The 22,290-nt window shown below is 60.9% G+C and carries 18 protein-coding genes; 6 read left to right on the top strand and 12 right to left on the bottom strand.

The annotated features are described in order from the left end of the window. Positions 1-145 precede the first annotated feature (145 nt). A complete protein-coding gene (locus tag AUC43_RS13775) occupies positions 146-1,498 on the top strand; it encodes a glycoside hydrolase family 2 TIM barrel-domain containing protein (protein WP_082685096.1) in 1,353 nt (450 codons plus the stop codon). A 31-nt stretch (positions 1,499-1,529) separates the two neighbouring features. Here the strand turns inward: AUC43_RS13775 and ligA are convergent, their stop codons facing one another. The 7 genes from ligA to AUC43_RS13740 all read right to left on the bottom strand — a co-directional run bounded on the left by ligA (position 1,530) and on the right by AUC43_RS13740 (position 10,167). Next, positions 1,530-3,632 carry an NAD-dependent DNA ligase LigA gene (ligA, locus tag AUC43_RS13770; RefSeq protein ID WP_068194683.1) on the bottom strand — a complete coding sequence of 701 codons (2,103 nt, stop codon included), beginning with the start codon at positions 3,630-3,632 and terminating at the stop codon, positions 1,530-1,532. 143 nt (positions 3,633-3,775) lie between these two features. Continuing rightward, positions 3,776-4,384 carry a DUF4920 domain-containing protein gene (locus tag AUC43_RS13765; RefSeq protein ID WP_068194681.1) on the bottom strand — a complete coding sequence of 203 codons (609 nt, stop codon included), beginning with the start codon at positions 4,382-4,384 and terminating at the stop codon, positions 3,776-3,778. Positions 4,385-4,472: 88 nt separating this feature from the next. After that, the gene (locus AUC43_RS13760) at positions 4,473-5,090 is read right to left on the bottom strand and encodes a hypothetical protein (protein ID WP_068194679.1); all 618 of its coding nucleotides are present in this window, start codon (positions 5,088-5,090) and stop codon (positions 4,473-4,475) included. A gap of 153 nt (positions 5,091-5,243) precedes the next feature. Beyond that, complete coding sequence (locus AUC43_RS13755) at positions 5,244-5,954, bottom strand: hypothetical protein (protein WP_068194677.1); 711 nt, start codon at positions 5,952-5,954, stop codon at positions 5,244-5,246. 56 nt (positions 5,955-6,010) lie between these two features. Continuing rightward, the gene (locus AUC43_RS13750) at positions 6,011-7,804 is read right to left on the bottom strand and encodes a S8 family serine peptidase (protein ID WP_068194673.1); all 1,794 of its coding nucleotides are present in this window, start codon (positions 7,802-7,804) and stop codon (positions 6,011-6,013) included. Between the two features lie 231 nt (positions 7,805-8,035). Continuing rightward, positions 8,036-9,508: a M20/M25/M40 family metallo-hydrolase gene (locus AUC43_RS13745; protein WP_068194672.1), complete on the bottom strand. Its 1,473-nt coding sequence runs from the start codon at positions 9,506-9,508 to the stop codon at positions 8,036-8,038. Between the two features lie 62 nt (positions 9,509-9,570). Further along, positions 9,571-10,167, bottom strand: coding sequence for a histidine phosphatase family protein (locus AUC43_RS13740; protein ID WP_082685095.1), 597 nt, complete (start codon positions 10,165-10,167; stop codon positions 9,571-9,573). Between the two features lie 170 nt (positions 10,168-10,337). On the opposite strand from AUC43_RS13740, the gene AUC43_RS13735 reads away from it, so the two are divergent. From AUC43_RS13735 to AUC43_RS13725, 3 genes are all read left to right on the top strand, one after another. Beyond that, positions 10,338-11,018, top strand: coding sequence for a response regulator transcription factor (locus AUC43_RS13735; protein WP_068194664.1), 681 nt, complete (start codon positions 10,338-10,340; stop codon positions 11,016-11,018). 117 nt (positions 11,019-11,135) lie between these two features. Next, positions 11,136-12,515 (top strand): sensor histidine kinase, encoded by a 1,380-nt coding sequence (locus AUC43_RS13730; RefSeq protein ID WP_068194660.1) that lies wholly within the window; start codon positions 11,136-11,138, stop codon positions 12,513-12,515. Positions 12,516-12,549: 34 nt separating this feature from the next. After that, positions 12,550-12,804 carry a hypothetical protein gene (locus AUC43_RS13725; RefSeq protein WP_157781079.1) on the top strand — a complete coding sequence of 85 codons (255 nt, stop codon included), beginning with the start codon at positions 12,550-12,552 and terminating at the stop codon, positions 12,802-12,804. Between the two features lie 20 nt (positions 12,805-12,824). On the opposite strand, the gene surE is transcribed toward AUC43_RS13725, so the two are convergent. Further along, positions 12,825-13,679: a 5'/3'-nucleotidase SurE gene (surE, locus tag AUC43_RS13720; RefSeq protein ID WP_068194651.1), complete on the bottom strand. Its 855-nt coding sequence runs from the start codon at positions 13,677-13,679 to the stop codon at positions 12,825-12,827. Positions 13,680-13,992: 313 nt separating this feature from the next. Here surE and AUC43_RS13715 point away from each other — a divergent pair, with 313 nt between their 5' ends. Continuing rightward, positions 13,993-15,759, top strand: coding sequence for a M14 family metallopeptidase (locus AUC43_RS13715; protein WP_082685094.1), 1,767 nt, complete (start codon positions 13,993-13,995; stop codon positions 15,757-15,759). Between the two features lie 28 nt (positions 15,760-15,787). On the opposite strand, the gene AUC43_RS13710 is transcribed toward AUC43_RS13715, so the two are convergent. From AUC43_RS13710 to AUC43_RS13700, 3 genes are all read right to left on the bottom strand, one after another. Beyond that, a complete protein-coding gene (locus AUC43_RS13710; RefSeq protein ID WP_068194648.1) occupies positions 15,788-16,189 on the bottom strand; it encodes a hypothetical protein in 402 nt (133 codons plus the stop codon). A 318-nt stretch (positions 16,190-16,507) separates the two neighbouring features. After that, positions 16,508-17,800 (bottom strand): alpha/beta hydrolase-fold protein, encoded by a 1,293-nt coding sequence (locus AUC43_RS13705; protein WP_071886100.1) that lies wholly within the window; start codon positions 17,798-17,800, stop codon positions 16,508-16,510. A 182-nt stretch (positions 17,801-17,982) separates the two neighbouring features. Further along, positions 17,983-19,503, bottom strand: coding sequence for a sigma 54-interacting transcriptional regulator (locus AUC43_RS13700; protein WP_068194640.1), 1,521 nt, complete (start codon positions 19,501-19,503; stop codon positions 17,983-17,985). Positions 19,504-19,788: 285 nt separating this feature from the next. On the opposite strand from AUC43_RS13700, the gene AUC43_RS13695 reads away from it, so the two are divergent. Continuing rightward, positions 19,789-20,757, top strand: a complete 969-nt coding sequence (locus AUC43_RS13695) for a c-type cytochrome (protein WP_071885920.1) — start codon at positions 19,789-19,791, stop codon at positions 20,755-20,757. 259 nt (positions 20,758-21,016) lie between these two features. Here AUC43_RS13695 and AUC43_RS13690 read toward each other — a convergent pair whose 3' ends face one another. Then, positions 21,017-22,120: a vWA domain-containing protein gene (locus AUC43_RS13690; RefSeq protein ID WP_068194635.1), complete on the bottom strand. Its 1,104-nt coding sequence runs from the start codon at positions 22,118-22,120 to the stop codon at positions 21,017-21,019. Between the last annotated feature and the right edge of the window lie 170 nt (positions 22,121-22,290).

The raw sequence follows: 22,290 nt of genomic DNA, 5'->3' as shown, positions 1-22,290 counted from the left end.
TAATAATAAAGGGATATGGATATTAAACTAATTAAATTTCTTCTATAGCACGCCACCAAAACCACTTCTTTACAAGAGACCAATTATCTGTACTTCAGTAACGTAAAGTACAGACCAGTTCTATTTGCCATTACTGACCGACTCTGTGAAGCTTAGTCAATTAGCAACAGCTGCCTATCTCATCTTGATGACGATGACAGTTAGTGGGTGTAAAGAGGAGCGCAAGGCCTCTAGCCCACCAGCTGAATGGACACCTGTGTCGGTGCGTGTGGTGCAAACTCCTAGTGGCTTCGTATTGGAAAGGCAAGGGCGACCATACCGAATTCGGGGCGCGGGCGCCACCCAGCATTTTGAACGAATCAGGGAGGCGGGCGGCAACTCCGTGCGGCTATGGACTGCCGATTACGCCGGCCCTCTGCTTGATGAGGCGCACCGCAACGGTCTCACCGTGATGCTGGGCCTCTGGCTGGCTCCCGAAGGCAAAGCCATGGACTACAACGACCGCACCGCGGTGCAGACCCAACTTCAACGCATCCGCGGCGAGGTTCTGCGCTTCCGCAAGCACCCGGCGTTACTAATGTGGTGTATCGGCAATGAGCTTGACTTGGGTAAAGTGAACCCCAAAATGTATTCGGCTATGAATGAAGTGGCCGTTATGATTCATAAGCTGGACCCCAATCATCCGGTCACCACGCCTTTAGCCGTAATTGCCACTTCCATACCGCTCCTGCAGCGCCGGGCACCTGCCATCGACGTTCTTTCCGTGAATAAATACGGCGGTCTCAATAAGCTGCCCGAGCAACTGCGCATTATCGGTTGGAAAGGGCCCTACATCGTGACCGAGTATGGTACGAAAGGGTATTGGGAGTCAGACTCCACTAAATGGGCGGTCCCGCTTGAGCTGAACAGTGCCCAAAAAGCCGCCTTTATCGCAAAGCGCTATCGGCATACCATGGTAGAAGACTCGGCGCATTGCCTGGGGTCTTATGTTTTCTTTTGGGGAACAAAATTTGAAAAAACCCCGACCTGGTTCAGTCTTTTTTCCGAGGACGGCGAAAAGACGCTGGCGGTGGATACCCTGCAGTATTTATGGCAAGGCAAAAAACCAGCAAACTTTGCACCCAGCATTATCCATATGACCCTCGCGGGCAAACGGGACGTGAACTTTCCCCACCTGCGCACCAACACCGAATATCCGGCCACGGCAGTAGCCCGGGACCCGGAAAGCCAGGCGCTCACGGCTGAGTGGGAATTATGGCCCGAGCTGCCTCCGACCGCAAATGCAGATGAGCCGGTGGAGCCCCTAACCGGGTACATCAGCCAGCCCTCGACACACGGCGCTACGCTGCGCACCCCGCTTCGCCCGGGCGCTTATCGGCTCCTGCTTTGGATTCATGATGGGCACGGCGGGGTAGCCACCGCCAACATTCCCTTTTATTGCGAAGGCGGAAAGTCCGGCCAAGCAGCGGGTGTCCCGGCCGAGGCGCAACTAAGATAGGCATGCGCGGACCTTAGCCGCGCACGCACGGCTAGCTAAATAGCTCGCCCTGGCTGCCCAGCCCAGTGGCCGCAATCACGTTCTCCTCGGAAACTGCGGGTTCGTCTTCCGAGCTGGGCAGCAACGCCATCAGCTCGGTTTCGGAAATAATGGGCACCTTGAGCGCCAGCGCTTTCTCACGTTTGGCCGGGCCCATGTTGTCGCCGGCCACCAAGTAGCTCAACTTCTTGCTGATGGAGCCCGTGATTTTGCCGCCGTTGGAAATGATGACCTGCTGCAATTCTTCGCGGCTGTGCGATTCAAATACCCCGGAAATGACGAAGGTGAGCCCCGCCAAGCGGTCCGAAGCGGGCACTGGGGCCTCACCCGTCACGGCGAGCTGCACCCCGGCTTGGCGAAGCCGTTCGATTAACGCCTGGTTTTCGGGCTGCTGGAACCAATGAGCCGCCGCCACGGCAATGACGCCTCCTACTTCGGGTACCGCGGCCATCTCCTCGGCCGAAGCCACCATCAGGGCGTCGATGGTGCGGTAGTGGGCCGCCAGTTTCTGCGCCACGGTTTCGCCGACGTAGCGAATGCCCAAGCCGAACAGCACCCGTGGAAAGGGCACCTGCTTGCTGGCCTCGATGCCGGCAATGAGGTTATCAATGCTCTTTTCGCCGAGGCGCTCCAGGGTTACCAACTCGGCGCGACGGGCGGGCAGGTCGTAAATGTCGGCCGGCGTCGTCACCAGGCCGAGGTCAAAGAACCGGCCCACGGTTTCGGCCCCCAGGCCGTCGATGTTCAGTGCTCTGCGCGACACGTAGTGCTCGAGGCGGGCCTTGAGCTGGGGCGGGCAGCCCCGCTCGTTGGGGCAGCGGAAATGGGCTTCGCCCTCGGGGCGCACCAGCGGGGTAGCGCAGGCCGGGCACAGCGTCGGGTACTGAATGGGCACGGCATCGGCGGGGCGGGCCGCCAGGTCAACCCCGGTGATTTTGGGGATGATTTCGCCGCCCTTCTCCACGTACACCAAATCGCCCAGGCGCAGGTCCAGCAGCTCAATCTGGTTGGCGTTGTGCAGGGTGGCGCGTTTAACGACCGTGCCGGCCAGGGGCACGGGCGTGAGTAAGGCCACGGGCGTCACGGCGCCGGTGCGGCCCACGTTGTAGATGACTTCGTTGAGCCGGGTGCGCGCCGCTTCGGCCGGGTACTTGTAGGCAATGGCCCACCGCGGGCTTTTGGCGGTGTAGCCCAACTGGTCCTGCTGGCGCAAATCGTCCACCTTGATGACGATGCCATCGGTTGCCACGGGGAACTCGTGGCGCTGTTTGGCCCAATAATGCACGAAGTCCAACACCTCAGTGATGTTGGCGCAGCGCCGCCAGGTATCCGATACGGGCAGGCCGTAGCGGCTCAGTGCCTCCAGGGCCGCGCTGTGGCTGGCAAAATGCCGGCCCGGGGTTAGCAGCGAGTAGGCATAAAACCGCAGCTTGCGGGCGGCCACCTGGGCGGAGTTTTGCAGCTTGAGGGTGCCGCTGGCGGCATTGCGCGGGTTGGCCAGCAGGGGCTCGCCGTTTTGCTCGCGCTCGGCATTTAGCTCGGCAAAGACCGGCAGGGGCATAAACACTTCGCCGCGCACCTCGAAGTCCTCGGGCTGGTCGGGGCCGGGGCGCAGGGCCAGCGGCAGCGTACGGATGGTGCGAACGTTGGCCGTGACCACATCGCCGCGGGTGCCGTCGCCGCGGGTCACGCCCTGCACCAGCTGGCCGTGCTCGTAGCGCAGGCTCATGGCCACCCCGTCAATCTTGAGCTCGCAGACGTAGCTATAGGGTGCCCCTTCCAGGCCGCGCTGCACCCGCTCGTCGAACTCTCGCAGGTCGTCTTCGGAGTAGGTATTGCCCAGGCTGAGCATGGGGTAGCGGTGCACGGCCGTGGGAAACTGCTTGGTGATGGTGCCGCCCACGCGCCGGGTGGGCGAGTTGGGCAAAGCCAAATCCGGGTAGTCGGTTTCCAGCTGGTGCAGTTCGGCCAGCATCTGGTCAAACTCCTGGTCCGGGACCTCGGAGATGTCGAGCTGGTAATACTGGTGGTTGAGCTGGTGCAGCCGCTCGGTGAGGGCCAGGATGCGTTGCTGAACGGCGGAAGAATCGGGCATGGACGGGGCGCCAGGCGTGGCAATACGGGTCGGAATATCTAACGGCGCACAAGCTACGCCAGCGTTTTAAAACGAGTTTAATCACAAAAAAGGCCACCTCAGCGGGCGGCCTTTCTACTGCTTTCAGCGTCAGGGAATAACCGCTAGTCTTGCACCAAAACCCCGTCGGCCATAAAAGTGAGCTGCTGCTCGTCCTGGGTGATGGCGGCAATTTCCTGGCTCGATTTGCCGGCGTCTTTGGCATAATGCTGCAAGTCAGCTTTGGGCACTGTGCTGCGGTGGGCCCAGCCGCTCACCACCACGTTGTGGCCGCTGAGGTCTTTGGGCACAAAAAAAGCGTAATCCCGGAAGCGGACCCGCATCGGCTTGCCGTCGGCCGTGGGCAGGGTCATCCAGCAGCCCTTGGCCTGGCACACGGCCTGGGCCTTGCCAGTCAGCTTTAGTTGGGCCGAGTCGCGCGTGCCGAGGGCGGTGGGGAGGGCGCTCATGAGCACGGCCCCCTCCGGCGTGATGGCGGCCCCGTAGGTCTGGCCGGGGCGCGCGGCGGGCACGCTGGTGCTGGGCCCTTCACCCGGCTCCTCCTCGGTGGTGGTCGAATCGCCATCACCGCCCGGGGGCACATCGGAATTATGCCCGTTCACCTCCTTTTGGGGACCCACCGGCAGCACCGGGTTGATGGGTGCCGAAGGAACCAAGCGCACATACAGCAGAATGGCGACCAGCACGCCGGCAAACGAGAGAATAAACTTCATAACAAAAGATTGAAAAGGAGGCGAAACGTGTAAAACGGGGCGATAAGTACGGGCATTCTGCCCATGCATAACGTACGGCGCGATTGGGCTAGTGGCTAATCACTACGGCCTTGCCCAATTTGCGCACGTACGCCAGGCGCCGCTCTGACCCACCCGTGCCGGTAAAGTCGAAGGCCACCGTGGAGGGGTCTTCGCGCAGGGCGGCCCAGGTCTTGGTATCTACCTCGGCGGGCTGCTCCAGGCCCGCGGGTACGGCGGGCTGGCTAAAGTGCCCGGCGGCGAAAAAAGTATTCATGCCCTGCAGGATGGCAATTTCCTGGTCGCGCACGCTCGATGCCTGCGGGTCTAAGGTGCTTTCGCTCAGCAAGGCGCGGGCGGGCATCACTTCATGGCGCAGGGTATCGCCCTTGCTGGTGGTCACGATGAAGTGGGCCCGGGCCGTGAGCACCCGCGGGCCGCGCAGCTGCAGAATGAAGTTGTCCTTGGTGTTGGGGTCCGAAAACGTGTGGCTGGTGCTCACGGTGTTGAGCACGGTCTTGCTGCCGATGCGGGCCCCGTTGCCGGCCACCGGCGGCTTGTAGGTGGTGCGGGGGTCAGTTGTCGAGCTGCTGACCTCGCGCTCGGTGCTGACGCAAGAAGAAAGCTGAAGCGTGAGCCCGGCAGCAAGCAGGGCAATGCCCGAAAGTTTAAGAGGAAATGTTTTCATATAAAATGGGGCGCGGCGCAAACAATTAGGCGCACGAAGATATGCTGAGAAAAAAGGGGCTGGGTGATTAGGCCTCAATATTTAAACTGAACCGAAGCCGGGGATTTTACGCGAATAGCTAAGCAATAGGTTTGCCCTGGCGCCATTCATTTCTCAGAATAACCCGACTTCCACTCCCACCACCCAGCGCGGCAGCTCGGGCCAGGCCGCGTAGCTGGCCCCAAACGCCGAGGTGAGCCGGTAACGGCCCACCAGCGCGTAGCGGTCCATGCCGAGGCGAGCCCCCACCCCACCGGTCCAGCGGCGCAGATACGGCAGGCCGCGCTCGGTGGTTTCGACGGAGGCGATGCCGGGCGCGGGCTCGTCTTCGGTTTGGTGGCTGGTGGCGGCAATCCAGCCGCCGCTGGCCAGCACGTCCACGTAGCGCCCAATGGAGTTGCCCCGGCGGCCAGCGTTCAGCCGCAGGCTCACTTCCGAGAATACCTGCTGCGTGCCCAGGCTTTCGCGCAGGTGCACGGCGGGGGTGGGCAGGGTCTTGTGGTTATTCTGGGCTAGGCCATAATGCTGGTAACCATAGCCCAGGTCGAGGTTGAGAGAAAGTGCTTGGTTGAGCCGGAATTTCAGGCGCCCCCCGGCGCGTAGCTCGGCCGAGGCCGGACCGTAGCGCACGCCAGCTCCCGCGCCGGCCGGACCCGCCAGCAGCCCATAGCCCAGGTACAAATGCCCATAATAGCTGCGGTTGGGTCCAAACGAATTCTTCAAGGTGTCTTCGGCCACGTCTGCTTGCACCAGCACTTGCTGCGCCCGCGCCGCCTGCGGCCCACACGCCAACGCCAGTACGGCCACGGCCCAACGTGCCCGCATGCCCAGGCAAAAATGCCCGCCGGAAAGCGAAACCCTTAATCTGGATAGCAGCCTTCTCATTCCGAATAAGTTCCGGTGAAGCCTTTGAAATAGACCCGCAGCACGTCGCCGGGGCTCAGCAGGCGGCGCGGCACCTGCACTACCAGGCGCTGGTTTACGGCGCGGGTTTCGTAGCGGCGCAGCACGCCGCGGCGGTCGGCCACGTTCCAGTAGAGATAGGCGGGGTAATTGGGCTCGGGCAGCGCGGCCTGGGGCGTGCTACCGGGGGCGGCCGGCTGCTCGTGGCCCACGGGCGGCGCCGACGCATCGGCCGGTGCTTTTGCGACGGGCACGATGGGCGCAACCTGCACGGCTATTTCGCTTTGGTCAACGGTGAGCGGAAGCATTTCCGCCAGGCGCATGGCCGCTTCCGGCCGGATGATGACGGCAATCAAGCTGTCGTGAGCCACAAAATCGAAGGTGGGAACGGGAGCTTTAGTTTCTTGGGCAGCGGCCGGAAGGCCAAAGTGCTGGTAGCGCGGCCGCCCATAGCCGTGCGCGTAGTCAAAGTACGGATACAGTTCGGCCGATTTTTCCAGCTCCTGAAACAGCTGCATGGCCGTCAGCTTGCGGTTCTTTTGCCACATGCAGGCCGCAAAGCCCGCCACCAGCGGTGAAGAAAAGGAGGTTCCTTCCAGCCGCTCGTATCCGCTGGGCGTGGTGGTGAGTACGATGCCGAAGGCGGACAAATTGGGCTTGGGCCGGCGGTCGGCCGTAGGCCCAAAAGAACTAAAATCTAGGTGCAGGCCCGTTTCGGGGTCCAGGCCACCCACGGCGAGCACCGAATCGGCATCGGCCGGCGTGCCAATGCGTACCCAGTCGTTGTCGCCGTCGTTGCCGGCCGCGCTCACTACCAGGATGCCCTTGCGGGCAGCCAGGTTAGCCGCGCGGGAAATGAGGCTGCGGCGGCCGTCCATCTGCTCCGGGAAATAGCGCTGCTCGGTGTACGCCAGCGAGGAATTGATAATGTCAGCCCCGAGGCGGTCGGCCCATTCCACCGCAGCCAGCCAGGCTTCTTCCTCGGCGTAGCGCTCCCGGCCCAGCTGCTCCGTGCGGGCCAGCAGGAACTCGGCCGCGGGGACTAAGCCCAGCGCTGGGCCGGGCGCGCCCGTGGTAGTGGCCAGGCGGCCAGCCAGGCAGCCCATTACCTCCGTGCCGTGGCTGCCCCCGTGGTACACGTCGTCGCGGTTTTTCAGGAAGTCATGGGTGGCCACGATGCGCTTGCTTTTCACCAGTTCCTGGAACCCGGGGTGCTCGGGCAGCCCCCGAAAGCCCACGTCGAAGACCGCAATGCGCAGGCCCTGGCCCTCAAGCCCCGCGGTGCGGAGCGCTGGGCCATCCAGGTGAGCCGTCTGGCGGCGGGACAGCAGATAGTCGCTGGCCGAAATTGGCTCAACCGTTAAGTTCGTTTTGGGCTGGGAAGGGAAAGCGGCGGCTTCATGCGCGGCTACCTGGGCAGTGGCCTGCGGCCAGCGCTCCACCGACAGCACGCCCGGGAGCGAGCGCAGCGCCGCCGCCTGGGCCGGCGTGGCCCGGCACGCTACGGCATTAAACCAACGACTCACCAGGGTAATCGTGTCTACCCGGGCCCGGATACTGGCCACGTAATCTGCCCGTACAGGCAGGTCGGTTGTCTCAAATGCCGGGAGGTGCTGGCGGGTACGGCGGGCCTGGGCGGCTGGTGTAAAGTAGTGGGCTGGGGCGAAGCTGACGCCGCTTTTATCCTTCAGGGTTACCCAGTACCGGCTTGCACCATCGGCACCGTTTTCCTGCGCGCCGGCCCGTGCCGCCAGCCCAAGCAGCAGCCCCAAACCCCACACAAAACGAGCCCATTTCCTATTCAAAATTCACACATCAAAACTGATTCCTGCCCTTGGCAACTGCCAGGCTCAGCCTTTTATTGAGCTGATTTGGCAGCCTTTTCATCTCAAAGCGCTCCAGCCTTTCTGGGCTAATTTAAGCAGCCCAGTTGCGCTGCCCGGCAGTAGCTCACCGAAAATAAACTTAATCTACTCATTAAATCATTCTGCAATAACCGGCTCTTACAGACCGTATTTACTCAGCAGATATATCATTGAAGCCATGCTGGCACCGCCCAGCTCCAGCTCGCGCCGGTTCACCTTATCGAAAGTATCGGCGGCGGTGTGATGGATATCGAAGTAGCGTTGCGAGTCGCACTTGTAGCCGATGAGGGCCTTGGGGTGCACCGCCTCTTGCAGGGGTTCGATATCGGTGCCGCCGTGGCCCGCCGTGATGTCGTCCACATTGTAAGGCTTGAGCAAGGGCGCCCATTTCGCCACCTTGGCCAGGGTAGCCGCATCGGCTTCCAGGTTGAAGCCGCGGGGCGTGAAACCGCCGCCGTCTGATTCGATGGCCGCTACGTGGGTTTCTTTGTTTCGGGCGGCCAGGCGGGCGTATTCTTTGCCGCCGCGGGCGCCATTCTCTTCGTTCATAAAGAGCACTGCACGCACGGTACGCTCGGGCCGGAAGCCCACGGCGCGCAACAGACGCAAAGCCTCCATGCTCTGCACGCAGCCGGTGCCGTCGTCGTGAGCCCCCTGGGCGAGGTCCCAGGAGTCGAGGTGGCCACCCACGGTGATGATTTCCTGAGGGAATTTGCTGCCTTTGATTTCACCCACCACGTTGTAGCTTTTCACTTCGGGCAAAGTGGCGCACTCCATTTCCAGCTCAAACTGTAGCTCGGGGTTGGCCTTGAGCAGCAAGCTCAGCTGGTCGGCGGCGTTGGTGCTGAGGGCGGCGCCGGGCACTTTGGTTACGGCTTCGTCGTAGGCCATGGTGCCCGTATGTGGGTTGTCGTCGCGGGCGCTGGTGAGCGAGCGCACCAATGCGCCTACGGCCCCGCGCTTGGCCGCTTCGATGGCGCCGCTACGGCGCTGGTCGCCGGCGCGGCCGTAAGCCAGGCCGGGCTCAATCAGGGCATCGTCGAAAGGCCGGTTGTAGAAAATGAATTTGCCTTTCACGGCCGCGTCGGGCAGCTTTTTCAGCTCGTCGAAGCTGTGCACTTCTACCACGCCGGCCTTGAGCTTGCCGCCGGTGCCCACCGAGCCGCCCAGCGCACACACGGGCACCTTGATTTCCTTGCCCTTATTGCCCACAATTTCGCCCTTCTCCTTGCTGCCGCGCACCCAGTGCGGCACCATCACCTCCTGCAGGTACACGCGGTCGAAGCCGGCTTTTTCCATGGTGGCCTTGCCCCACTCCACCGCTTGCTGGGCCTGGGGCGAGCCCGACAGCCGCGCGCCAATGGTGCCGGTGAGGTAGCGGAGGTTTTCGTAGCTCTCGCCGCGCAGCAGGGCTTCGTCAAAAATTCGGCGCAATGCCACCGAATCCGTTACGGGCACGGCCGCGACGGCGGTAGCGGCTGCTGGCTTTTCGGGCTTGGCTTTGGCGGCTTTGGCGCCGCGCTGGGCCTGGGCGGGCGCCAGGCCGGCTAGTACTGCGGCAGCGGCCAGCGCGGTGCGGCGGCACCAGGCGGCTGAATTCAAATGGGTCATAATGGTTGGGTAGGCACCCCAAACGGCGGGGTTGTGCTGCGAAAGTACGCGGGACGGCTCAGCTAGCGCACACGCGAGGGCTTCGCCACTGCTTCGGTGCGCCGCTCGGGGCCGTAGCCCTGCACGCTCACCTTGGGCAACGCGCCTTCCGTAATGCGAACCGTGAACAAATAGTCGTACTCATTATCGGCGATAGAGTCGACGGGCGGCGTGCCACCCAACGACTCGATGAGGGGCAGCAAGGTATTGGAATGGCCCACGACCACCACCGTCTTGCCCAGGTATTCTTTGCGAATGCGCAGGGCCAGGGCCGTCGTTTCCTTGGGGTTGTACACCTGCGGCTCCAGCCGGGTGGCGGCTGCCAGCGGGGCCAGGGTGGCGCGGGTGCGCTTGGTATCGGTGGTGAACAGCGCCGCTGGGTGGCGGCGGGCCAGCAGCTGGCTCAGCACCTGGGCCCGCACCTCGCCCACGGCCGACAGCGGTGGGTCGCTGAGGGTGCTGGCGGCGGTGTCCTTCTCGGCGTGGCGCACGAGGTAAACGGTGGTCACGCGGGGCTTTGCTTTGCCCTTGGCGGGCGCCTGGGCCTGGGCCACGGCGCTGCCCAGGAAAGCAGCTAGCCCAACCAGCAAAAACAACAAGTGAGAAAAGCGTGAGGTCATATCAAAAAGGCAAACAATGAAACCGAATCCCTAGCAAATTACGGTACAATCCCGTAAGCCCTCTGTGCGGGTACCCGGCGCGCAGCACCTTCATGCAGTGTTCAGGTAGCCATACCGTATGTTGCGCTGCGGAATTCGCCGTCTCCACCCCTCATCTCGCCCCTAACGCCATGCACGTTTTGCTCATCGAAGACGAAAAAAGCCTGCACCAGGAAATGCGCCAGTTTCTACTACAGGCCCAGTACCTGGTCGACTCGGCCTATACCTTCGCCGAAGCCTCCGAAAAACTGTATGTGAGCAGCTACGACTTCGTGCTGCTCGACCTAGGGCTGCCCGGTGGCGATGGCCTGGACCTGCTCAGGGAAGCCCGCCTGAATGAAAACCAGGAGGCTTCGTTCATCATCCTCACGGCCCGCGGCGCCCTCGACGACCGGATTCGGGGCCTCGACCTCGGGGCCGATGACTACCTACCCAAGCCCTTCTCGCTGCTGGAGCTCACCAGCCGGATGCAGGCCATCACGCGGCGCAAATTCAACCTGAAGCGGCCCGAAATTACGTTTGGCCAACGCTTTAGCATGGATTCCAATGCGCGCATCGTGCGGCACAACGGCCAGGAAGTGCCCCTCACCAAAAAGGAATTCGACCTGCTGCACTACCTGCTGCTGCACCGCGGCCGGGTGCTCACCCGCCTGCAGCTCGGCGAGCACCTGTGGGGCAATGTGCTCGAAGACGACTCCGACTCCAACTACATCGACGTGCACATCAAAAACGTTCGCAAGAAACTGGCTCAATTCGAGCCCGCCGATTTTCTGGAAACCGTGCGCGGCATTGGCTACCGGGCCGCCGAGTAGTTTCATTTAACATTTATCATTTAACATTTATCAGCTTAAGGCGGCATCGGTACTGCAAAGCGCCCGCTGCCTTTCTCGTGTGTTAAATGATAAATGTTAATTGATAAATGAAACGCCATGCGATTAGAAGCCAAACTTGCCTTATTCAACGGCCTCTCTAAGCTGCTGCTGGTGCTGTTGGGGGCGGTGGTGATTCCGCCCATCGTGCAGCGGGTGGCCGTGGGCCACACCGACTATCACTTGCGCGACAAGCAGCGGCGGGTGTTGGCCCTTATTGCCCGCGACGGCCTGCAGGCATTTGAGCAGGGCGAGCGCGCCGAAACCTACGCCGACTACAACATCATCAAGCAAGAGTACATAACCCTTACGCCGCTGCCCGCCGGCGCGCCCCTGCCCAAAGAGCGCATTTTTGAAGAGCGCCGGCAGGTCGACCAGCAGGTGGAAGACTTCCGCATCCTGAGCTTTGCCCGGGCCCCCAGTACGCCGGGGCAGCGGGCTTTTCGCATCGAAATAGGCTCCTCGCTCGAGACCGTGGAGCTGCTCACCAACACCCTCCGCCAGCTGGCGCTGTGGGTGCTGGTGGCGGCTTCCGTCCTCACCATTTTCACCGATGCGGCCTTTGCCCACTACCTGCTTAAGCCGCTCCGGGAACTGACCATCCGCAAGCTGCGCAGCATCCGCCAACCGTCCGAATTCAACTTCGAACCCATTGATACCGACACTACTGACTTCCGCAGGCTCGATGAGCGGTTGAACGCCCTCATGCGGCAGGTACAGTCGGCTTTTGCCAAGGAGCGGGAGTTTATGAGCAACGTGAGCCACGAGCTGCTCACGCCGGTTAGCATCCTGCAGTCGCGCTTCGAAAACATGCTGCAGGACCCTTCCCTACCCGAGGCTCATGCCCAGCAGATTGTGGAATCGCAGCGCACGCTCTACCGCCTGCGCAACACCGTGCGCACCCTGCTGCTCATCGCCAATATCGAAAACGAGCAGTACCTGCGCGACGAGCCGGTGAGCCTCTCGTCCGCTGTGGCCGACGTGGCCGAGGAGCTGGACGACCGCCGCCAGCAGCGCGAAATTACCCTGGACATCGACATCGCCGGCGACGACGTGCGCCCCCGGGCCAACGCCAGCCTGCTGCACACGCTGCTGCGCAACCTGCTCTCCAACGCCATCAAGTACAACCACGAAGGGGGACACATCCGGGTGCTGGGCCGGCCTCTGGCGCAGGGGGGCTACCGCCTGCGGGTGGAAGATACGGGGCCCGGCATTGCGCCCGACCACCAGCCCTACCTCTTCGACCGCTTCCGGCGCTTCCATGGCAATGCGCCCGGGGCGCCGGAGGGCTACGGGCTGGGGCTGCCCATCGCCCAAACCATTGCCGGCTTCCACGGCGCCACGCTGCGGGCCGAGTCGGAGCTGGGGAAAGGCACTGCCTTCGAGCTGGACTTCAAGCCCGATTCTACCCACGCCGTTGGGTTCATTCCCTCTTCATAGCAGCGCTTTACCTTCGGGTAGAAATTATACTCCCGTGCAAAATCTACTCAAAGTCATGCTTTGCGGGCTGCTCCTGCTGCTGGCTGTGGCGCTGGGCACCGAAGTGGTGGCCCTGCATCGCAGCCAAGGGCCTGGCGCACCCAAACCGGCGGCGCCCGTGGTGGTGCGCAAAGCCCCCCACCCCCACGCGCCCCCCAAAACCGTGCGCCCGGTAAAGCCGCACGCCAAGGCGCCCGCCATCGTTCTCACGCCTCCTTCACAATCGCACAAAAAAGCCCCAACTCAGTAGCTGGGGCTTTTTTGTGGGGTCTAGCTTTGCGTGGCCGGGCCGTAGTCGCCGGACGGCACGGGCTGGGGCGCGGCCTGAGCTTCCATGGCTTCGGGCATGGGCAGCTGCCACTTGGCGCTGAGCTGGTCGAGGCCGTGGTGCGCGGTGAGGTCGAACTGGCAGGGCACCACCGACACGTAGTTGTTGGCCAGGGCCCACTCGTCGGTATCGGTGCCGTGGTCGAGGTTCACGAACGAGCCGATGAGCCAGTAGTACGGGCGTTGGTACGGGTCGAGGCGGCGGTCAAACTCTTCCTGCCACTTGGCGCGGGCCTGGCGCGAGAGGCGCAGGCCGGCAATGGGCGTATCGGAGTTTTTGGGAATGTTCACGTTGAGGGCCGTGCCGGCGGGCACGCCGTGGTCAAGCGCGTAGCGGCACACCTGGGTCACCCATTCTTCTACGTGCGAGAAATCGGCTTGCGGCCCGTATTCGCACAAGGAGAAGCCCACGGCGGGCAGCCCTTCAATGGCCGCTTCGATGGCCGCCGACATGGTACCGGAGTACAGCACGTTCACGGAGGCATTGGAGCCGTGGTTGATGCCCGACACCACGAGGTCGGGCGTGCGGTCTTTGAGCACGTAATGCTTGGCGATTTTCACGCAGTCGGCCGGGGTGCCGGAGCATTCGTAGGCTTCGATGTCGGGCCCGAAAACTGGGTTTTTGGTGAGGCGCAGCGCCTGGCCGATGGTGATGGCGTGGCCCATGCCCGACTGCGGCGCGTCGGGGGCTACCACCACCACTTCGGCCCCCAGGGCCTGCACAATTTCGACCAGGTAGCGGATGCCGGGGGCCGTGATGCCGTCGTCGTTTGAAACGAGAATAAGGGGCTTTTTCAAGAGCAAGGAGGCGAGTGAAATGATAGGTACTACGTGCACAAAGGTAACCCCGGAGCATACTCCCCTCCTTAGTTAGGGCGGGGATGCTTAACGGCTAAGTTGAGCTGGGATGGTTAGGTCGTTGCACGATGGGCGAGCGAGTTGGGCTGGCGTCGTTGTTACATCTTGGGCTGGAATCGTTCGCCTATCGTGCAACGATTCAACCACCCCCGTTCTCGCCCTTGGCTCGAACATCCCCTCCTTAGCTTCGCTGACCTTCGGTTGGTAAGGAGGGAAGTGTTGTTCGCCTATTCCTCCTGTCGTTCTTTGCGTCATGTTTGCTTTTCTCCTTGCTTCGCTGATGACCCTCGCTCCCGCCCCGACTGCTCCGGCACCCGCCTGGCGCACGCCGTTCGAAAACGACCCCGCCGGCAACACCACCGCCACGCACGCCGAATGCATTGCCTACTACCAAAAACTGGCGAGTGCGTACCCCAAGCAGCTGCATATGGCCGAAGCCGGCCCCACCGATTCGGGCCTGCCGCTGCACGAGGTGGTGCTGGCCTCGGATGGCGACACGGACCCCGCCAGCACCCGCCGCAAAAACCGCCGCGTGCTATTCATTCAAAACGGCATCCACCCCGGCGAGCCCGAAGGCATCGACGCGAGCATGATGCTGGCCCGTGACCTCGTGCAGCAGCCCAAGCTGCACAAGCTGCTCGAGGGCGTTACGGTCGTCATCGTGCCGGTGTACAACGTGGACGGCATGCTCAACCGCAACTCCACCACCCGCGTGAACCAGAACGGCCCCGCCGCCTACGGCTTTCGGGGCAACGCCCGGCACCTCGACCTGAACCGCGACTACATCAAGCAGGACTCGCGCAATGCCCGCTCCTTTGCCGCGCTGTTTCAGAAGTGGCAGCCGGATATTTTCGTCGAAACCCACACCTCCAACGGGGCCGACTACCAGTACACGATGACGCTCATTGCCACCCAGCACAGCAAGCTGGCGCCGGCCCTGGGCACCTACCTGCAAGGCCAGCTGCTGCCCGCGCTCTACAAGGGCATGGAGCAGAAAAAGTGGCCCATGACGCCCTACGTCGACTTTGAAGGCAAAACGCCCGAGCGCGGCCTGCGGGCGTTTCTGGAAACGCCGCGCTACTCCACCGGCTACGCGGCGCTGTTCAACACCATCGGCTTCATGCCCGAAACGCACATGCTGAAGGCGTTTGCGCCGCGGGTGCATGCCACTTATGACTTCCTGAAAACCATGCTCGAAACCGTGGGGCAGCAGTCGGCCGCCATTGCCACGGCCCGCACCGCTGCTACGGCCGGCATGGCCGCCCAAACCACCTTCCCCCTCGCTTGGACGCTCGACGAGAGCCAGCACGAAACTGTGCAGTTCCGGGGCTACGAGGGCCGCACCAAGCCCAGCGAAGTGAGCGGCCAGCCCCGCCTCTACTACGACCGCGCGGCACCCTTTACCCGGCCCGTGAAGTACTTCAACACCTACAAACCCACGGCTACCGCCGCCCGCCCCACGGCCTACATCATTCCCCAGGCCTGGGGCGAAGTGCTGGACATCCTGCGCCGCAACGGCGCCACGCTCGAGCCCTTGGCCCGCGACGTGACCGCGCCCGTGGAAGTGTATTACCTGGAAGACTACAAAACCAGCCCCCGCGCCTATGAAGGCCACTACCTGCACAGCCAGGTGCAACTGCGGCCTGCCACCGAAACCGTGACCTTTCACCAAGGCGACCTGGTGTGCTACCTCACGGACGCAGCTCCCGTGCGCTACCTCATCGAAACGCTGGAGCCCCAAGCCACTGATTCGTTCTTCGCCTGGGGCTTCTTCGACAGCGTGCTGCAGCAAAAGGAGCATTTCTCCGACTATGTGTTCGAAGACGTGGCCGCCGACCTGCTGCGCCGCGACCCGGCCTTGAAGCAGCGTCTCGAAAAGCTAAAGCAGCAAAATCCGGCCTTTGGCAGCAACGGCGCTGCCCAGTTGGAATGGGTATATCTGAACTCTCCCCACCGGGAGGCTGGCTTCAACCGCTACCCGGTGGCCCGGTGGCTCGGCACCGGCCGCTTGGGCCAATAAGCCATGTGCGGTAGTTGATACAGCTATTTTAGTCGAGTGGCCCCTGCAACCAGCTACGTGCGGCGTCTTCATCGGTAAAGGTCCGCAGGTCGAAGGGGTGGCCGGGGGCATAAGCGGCGTCCATCACGGCGCGCAAGGCAAGGTCGGTGCGCAGGTTCTCGGCACGTACTGGCGCCACCAAAAAGGCCAAGCGCAGGCAGGCGGGGCGATGCTGCTCAGCGGCCCGGGGCAGCCAGATGGTGGTCCCCCAGCGGGCGGCATCGGCATCGGTGGTGGGCTGGCGCCGCACATCGAGCAGCCAGTACGGAGTACCCAGCCCTTCAGGTGCCAGCAATATGGCCTCGTACTCGGCGCGCTCGGTCTGGAGCGCATGCGACGTAAGCCAACGTGCCGTGAAGATGTCCTGGTCGGGGTGGTAAGCGAACTGCAAGGGAAGTAAAAAGAAAACGAAGCAAAACCGGGGAAGAGTCAAAACTACAAAGCTGAACGCTACCAACCAGCTACGGAATGGGCCACCGGCAGCGGCCGACAAAGCTCTGTCTCCAAAGCAACTAAAAATCCCCGCGCACCAATTGGTGCGCGGGGATTTGCTTTAGGTTCGTAGTCCGGCCTAGCGCCGGCGGCGCGTCTTTTCGTCCTCGTCTTCGTCGTCACCTTCACCAAAGGTGGGCATGGTGAACATCGACGAGAGCACTTCTTGGCTTGGACGGCTGAGTTGAGCTAGGTTTGAAAACCAGACGGCACGCAGCTATCCCTTTAACGTGTTTTTGGCTCGAGAACTTCCTTTTTTGCCCAAAGGCGTTTGCTTGACCTGAAGCTCCGCGAGTTTCTTGCGAATAGCCGGGGTTTCCTGCAGCTGCAAGGCCTTGGTGTAAGAGGCTATTGCAAAGTTCGGCTGCTTTTGGGCTTGGTAGTAGTCGCCCAAGCCGGAGTGTACGTTGGAACTGGTAGGATAATTCTGCAGGTTCAGCTGAAAAAGAGCCAGAGCCCGCGGGGCTTGCCCTTCTTGAGTCAGTAAGTAATTAGCCAGTCCATTGACAAATGATTCGGGCGGCAGCACCGAGTAGCCCACTTGTGCCGATACCTGCTGATAATGGGCCACCAGCATGGCCGCGCCGTCTTCGGTTGGCTTCTTCGCGATGAGGGCAAGGATAGAAGCTATTGACAGCGCGTAGGGTTGAAAGATGTAGTTCAGCGCATCGGAGGTCGCGGGTACTGTTACCGAACCGTGCGAGTCGGTGGGGTAATAGCGGAAGGCCGACCGTAGCCCGTTGCCTGGGTTTCGGGCCAAATCCTCGCGCAGCTTCCACTTTGCCCGGCCATGCTGCCCGCTTATCGACGGGTCTTTTGCCGTTAGCACCGAATCCTGGCCGGAAGCATTGGCAGAGGCAACAAATAACGTGCGCCCTTTAAAACGGGGTTGGGCCAATGCCTCGTGAACCTGCTTCAGGAGATTTTCGCTATCCCACCACATGCTGGGGTCCAGGGCCACGTAATTCTCAAACAAGTTGGCGTGGTGAACCAGCGTGTTCATGACGAGCAGCCCCCCAAACGAGTGGCCAATAAGGGTGCGGTGGGCCGAGGCTGGATAGTGGGCTTCGATGTAGGGAATTAGCTCTTTTTCTAAAAACGCGGTAAAGTTTTCGCCGCCGCCAGCTGCTTTCAATTCTTCGGGCGGCATGCCCTCAAAACTTGTTGGGCGCGAAGGAGTAAGGTCGCGAGTGCGTTGGGTGTTAGGGATGCCCACCACAATCATCTCCGGGCATCCAGTTTCCGGAGACTCGCTCTGGCGTTGAATCATGCCCGAGGTGTATACAAAATGGTCTTCGCCGTCGAGCAAGAACACCACCGGGTAGCGTTGCTTGGCATGCGTCAGGTCGCTGGCGCTGGCCGGCACAGAAATCCACACCTTACGCTGCTCCTTGAGCACAGTAGATGTAAGACTGTCGACCTGTCCAATGACAAGAGCGCCTTTCTTTACGGTTTGAGCCTGAACCAACGCCGCCGAAAATAGGAAAAAGGAGAGTAAATGGAGCTTCATGAAAACGTTCAAAAAAAGATGATAAACATTCAAATATACAGCATTTGAACTAAGAGCCTATTACCGAAAAAATTGCTTCGCTTTTTTTACTTCTATTTCCAATAAAATAAAAAAGCCCCGCGCACCATAAGGCACGCGGGGCGTTTTAACGTTATCAGGCCTGCTTTACAAGCTTAGCAGCGCTACCGGCGACGGCGGGGCTTTTCGTCCTCGTCTTCATCGTCGTCATCGCCAAAGGTGGGCATAGTGAACATCGACGAGAGCAAGTCCTTGAACTGCGCCCCCGAGGTGAGGCGGTTGCGCGATATCAAGCTGTGCTCGGCAAGGCCGTGGAGCAGGAATTCCATCAGGAAATAGGTGTGCTCGGGTGTTTCGTTGGGGTGCAGCTCGGTTACGATGTCGCGCAGGCCGGGCACCTGGTCCAGGGCCTTGCGGTAGTCGGCGGTGCTGGCGTCGTGCAGCAGGTCCAGGGTGTGGCCGTTGCCGAACCACTCCTGCACCGTTTTGTAGGGCGACGGGCGGTTCTTGAGCTTCTTGGATTTGTCGGGGTCGGGGAAGTACTGCAGAAACAACGTGCGCACGGCTTTGCCCATCAGCTTTTCGGCCACGATGCCCGCGCCCTCCTGCTCGCCCTCGTACACCAGCTCAACTTTGCCGGTGATGGCGGGCACGGCCGAAATAAAGTCGCCCACACGGACGTACGTGTTCTTTTCGCCGTTTAGCAGGGCGCGGCGCTCGGCGCCGGCTATCACCTGCTCGTAGGCCGAGATGGTAAGGCGGGCCGACACGCCCGACTTGGCATCCACGAACTCGGAACCACGGGCCTCTACGGCTACTTGCTCCACCAAGTCGTGCACGATTTCGTTGCTGGTCACCATGCCCTTCTGCTCGTCTTTGATGCGGGCTTCTTGCTTGGTGATGCGCTTGCCAATCTCAATCGTCTTGGGATAGTGCGTGATAATCTGGGCGTCAATCCGGTCCTTGAGCGGCGTCACAATGCTGCCGCGGTTGGTGTAGTCCTCGGGGTTGGCCGTGAAGACAAACTGGATATCCAGCGGCAGGCGCACCTTGAAGCCGCGAATCTGGATGTCGCCTTCCTGCAGGATGTTGAACAGCGACACCTGGATTCGGGCCTGCAAGTCTGGCAATTCATTAATCACGAAAATGCCGCGGTGCGCCCGCGGAATGAGGCCAAAGTGAATCACCCGCTCGTCGGAATACGGCAGCTTGAGCGTGGCCGCTTTGATGGGGTCGGCGTCGCCGATGAGGTCGGCCACCGACACGTCGGGTGTGGCCAGTTTCTCGGTGTAGCGCGAGTCGCGGTGCATCCAGTCCACGGGCGTGTCTTCGCCTTTCTCGGCAATCAGGTTTTTGGCAAACACCGAGAGGGGCTGCAGCGGGTCGTCGTTGAGCTCGGAGCCGGCTACTACGGGCATCCACTCGTCGAGCAGGTTGATGAGCAGGCGCGCAATACGGGTTTTGGCCTGGCCGCGCAGGCCGAGCAGGTTGATGTGGTGCCCGGCCAGAATGGCGCGCTGCAGGTCCGGAATCACGGTTTCGTCGTAGCCGAAAATGCCGGGAAATACTTCCTCCTTGTTGCGGAGCTTCTCAATCAGGTTTTCGCGCAGCTCGGCTTTGACGCTGCGCGGTTTATAGCCACTGGCGCGGAGTTGGCCCAGGGTGCGGATGGTTTCGTGCTTCATGGAGTGCGTTGGAGGGAAAAGGGCTTCCCGGGTAGTTTAACCGTGAAAGGGGGATGGAGGTTCAGGCAGGCACCGGCGGCCGCCGCTACACGCCAAGCAGCCTGAGCAGCCGCGTGCTCTACTGCTTACGGAAGAGGCATCAGGAACAGTTGCTGAAGCGGCCTTGCGGGGAAAAGCAATGACCAGCTACTTAACTCAGCGCCAGCTCAACTATTGTTTTTTCACTAATAATTGTTGTTTTTTAGTTAATGCTTTTCTTTCACTTCGATAACCTTCTGCGAGAAAATGAAAAAGAATCCACATACTCCCAGCTTGGTAACCGGATTGCTGTTGCTGGCTGTGGCTGGCTCCGCCGCATTTATCAACGTGCCGGGCGAGCCCCAACAGCAGGCTCCGGCGGCAGTGCCAGTGGTTCGACCCAGCACGCCGAAACGCGTGGAGCAGGGCGAAAAAATAGTGACGGTGATGTGCGCGCACTGCCACCGCAACCCGTCTACCAACACCCTGGCCGGCCGGCCCATGCCCGACCTGGGCACCGACTTTGGCAAGTTGTATTCGGCCAACATCACGAAGGACCCCAAATTTGGTATCGGCGACTGGACCGACCAGCAGATTGTGACCATGGTGCGTACGGGAGCGGGCCCCGACGGCCGCTTGCGCGTAGCAATGCCCCACTTTGCGTACCTGTCCGACGAAGACGCCTCCAGCATTGTGGCCTTTTTGCGTTCGAACAATGCCCTGGTGCAGCCCACCGCGGAGCCCAGCCATCCCCAGGAATTGTCTCCCCTGGGCAAGAACCTGCTCCAAAACGTACTGAAGCCAACTCCCCTGGTCAAGCACCTGGCCGATGCCCCTCCGGCTTCCCAACCCGTGGCATTGGGCCATTACCTGGTGATAGGCCGCTACCAGTGCTACTTCTGCCATTCGCAGGATTTTAGTACCAACAACGAAGCCAAGCCCGAACTATCCAAAGGTTTTTTGGGTGGCGGACACAAGTTGCTTGACGATGAGTTGAATGTTCGCGTCAGCCGCAATCTCACCATGGATCCGGAAACGGGCCTTGGTAAGTGGAACGAAGCGCAATTCAGCAAAGCAGTGAAATTTGGAATGGCGCCAACCGGCATTCTGCACGCGCCAATGCCCAAATTCTCGACCATGACCGATGAGGAGGTACATGCCCTATGGGCTTACCTGAAAACCGTTCCGAAAATCAAGAACGCCACGCCGGAAGATGTTGCGGTTAATACCAAGTAGTAGTGGGCTTGCTTGAAATAGAAGCAAAGAAGGAACATCAGTCATGCACAGCGCAGCGAACCGAAGGTCGGCGTAGCCAAGCATTATTACCGCTTCGATGAATCGCCTGTCATGCAGAGCGCAGCGAAGCATCTTATCAGGTCAGAACCATTCGTTCAGCGGGGATAAGATCCTTCGCTGCGCTCTGCATGACAGGAGGCGCGGGCGAGATGCTTTCTTGCGACTGGCATGCCAGATTCAATCTTGATAGAAACCAGCCTTACAGTGTCTTGCGGCGGTTCTTTTTGTAGTCCTCAAACACCAGGTGGCCTAGGCCCTGCAAGCCGGAATAGTAAGCTTTGCCCTGGTTCACCTCGGTGAATTCTTCCACAAATTTCTGCAAATACGGGTCGGAGGTAATCATGAACGTGGTGATGGGAATCTTAACGCGGCGGGCGGCGGCAGCGATGTTCAGGGTCTTGTTTACCACCTTGCGGTCGAGGCCGAAGGAGTTTTTGTAGTAGCCGTTGCCTTCCTTCAGGCAAGTGGGCTTGCCGTCGGTAATCATGAAAATCTGCTTGTTGGGCGTCTTGCGCTTGCGGAGCAGGTCCATGGCCAGCTCCAGGCCGGCGACGGTGTTGGTGTGGTAGGGCCCCACTTGCAAGTAGGGCAAGTCCTTCACCTCAATCTGCCAAGCGTCGTTGCCGAACACGATGACGTCGAGGAAGTCCTTGGGGTACTTCTGCTTCACGAGCTCGGCCAGGGCCATGGCCACTTTCTTGGCTGGGGTGATGCGGTCTTCGCCGTAAAGAATCATGGAGTGCGAGATGTCAATCATCAGCACGGTGCTGGTCTGGGACTTGTGCTCGTTTTCGCGCACTTCCAGGTCGCCTTCGGTCAGCATGAAATCGTCGCCGTCCATGCCGTGGTTGAGCTGGGCATTGCGGATGGATTCCGACATCTGAATCTGCTCGAGCGAGTCGCCGAAGCGGAATTCGCGCAGGTCGGTGCTTTGCTCGTCGCCCTGCCCGGTGTGGGGCGTGCGGTGGTTGCCGGTGCTGCTCTTTTTCAGCTTGCCAAAAATCTCCTCCAGCGCCGACTTGCGGATGCCTTGCTCGGTCTTGGGCGTGATTTTGAAGGCGCCCCGCTCCTGCTCGTTCTCATCGATGTAACCTTTCTTTTTGAGGTCATCGATGAAATTGCCCATGCCGTACTGGTCGTCGGTGAGGCCGTACTGTTTGTCTAATTCGTTGAGCCACTGCAGCGCTTCGCCCACATCGCCGGAGGTGATGGTGACAAGCTGCATGAATAGCTTAAACAAGGACTCAAACCCTTTTTCGGGCTGGTCTTCGGGCACAAAATCGCGGAATCGGAAGCCTACCATATCATTTAGCAATTAACATTTATCAATTAACACCCGCACCGTGTGCTACGGGGCAAACACCCGCATGGGTGAGGATGTTCATTGCCTGCGCCGTCAGCCATCGTGCTCAATTGATGGTTTGCGAATTGTCTTCAATACCCTTCACACCTGTTGGGTGTTACATGCCGAAT

This window comes from Hymenobacter sedentarius, from assembly GCF_001507645.1.
Lineage (GTDB): Bacteria > Bacteroidota > Bacteroidia > Cytophagales > Hymenobacteraceae > Hymenobacter > Hymenobacter sedentarius.
Note: the sequence above shows the minus strand (reverse complement) of the source record. Positions and strands in the feature narration are given on the sequence as shown.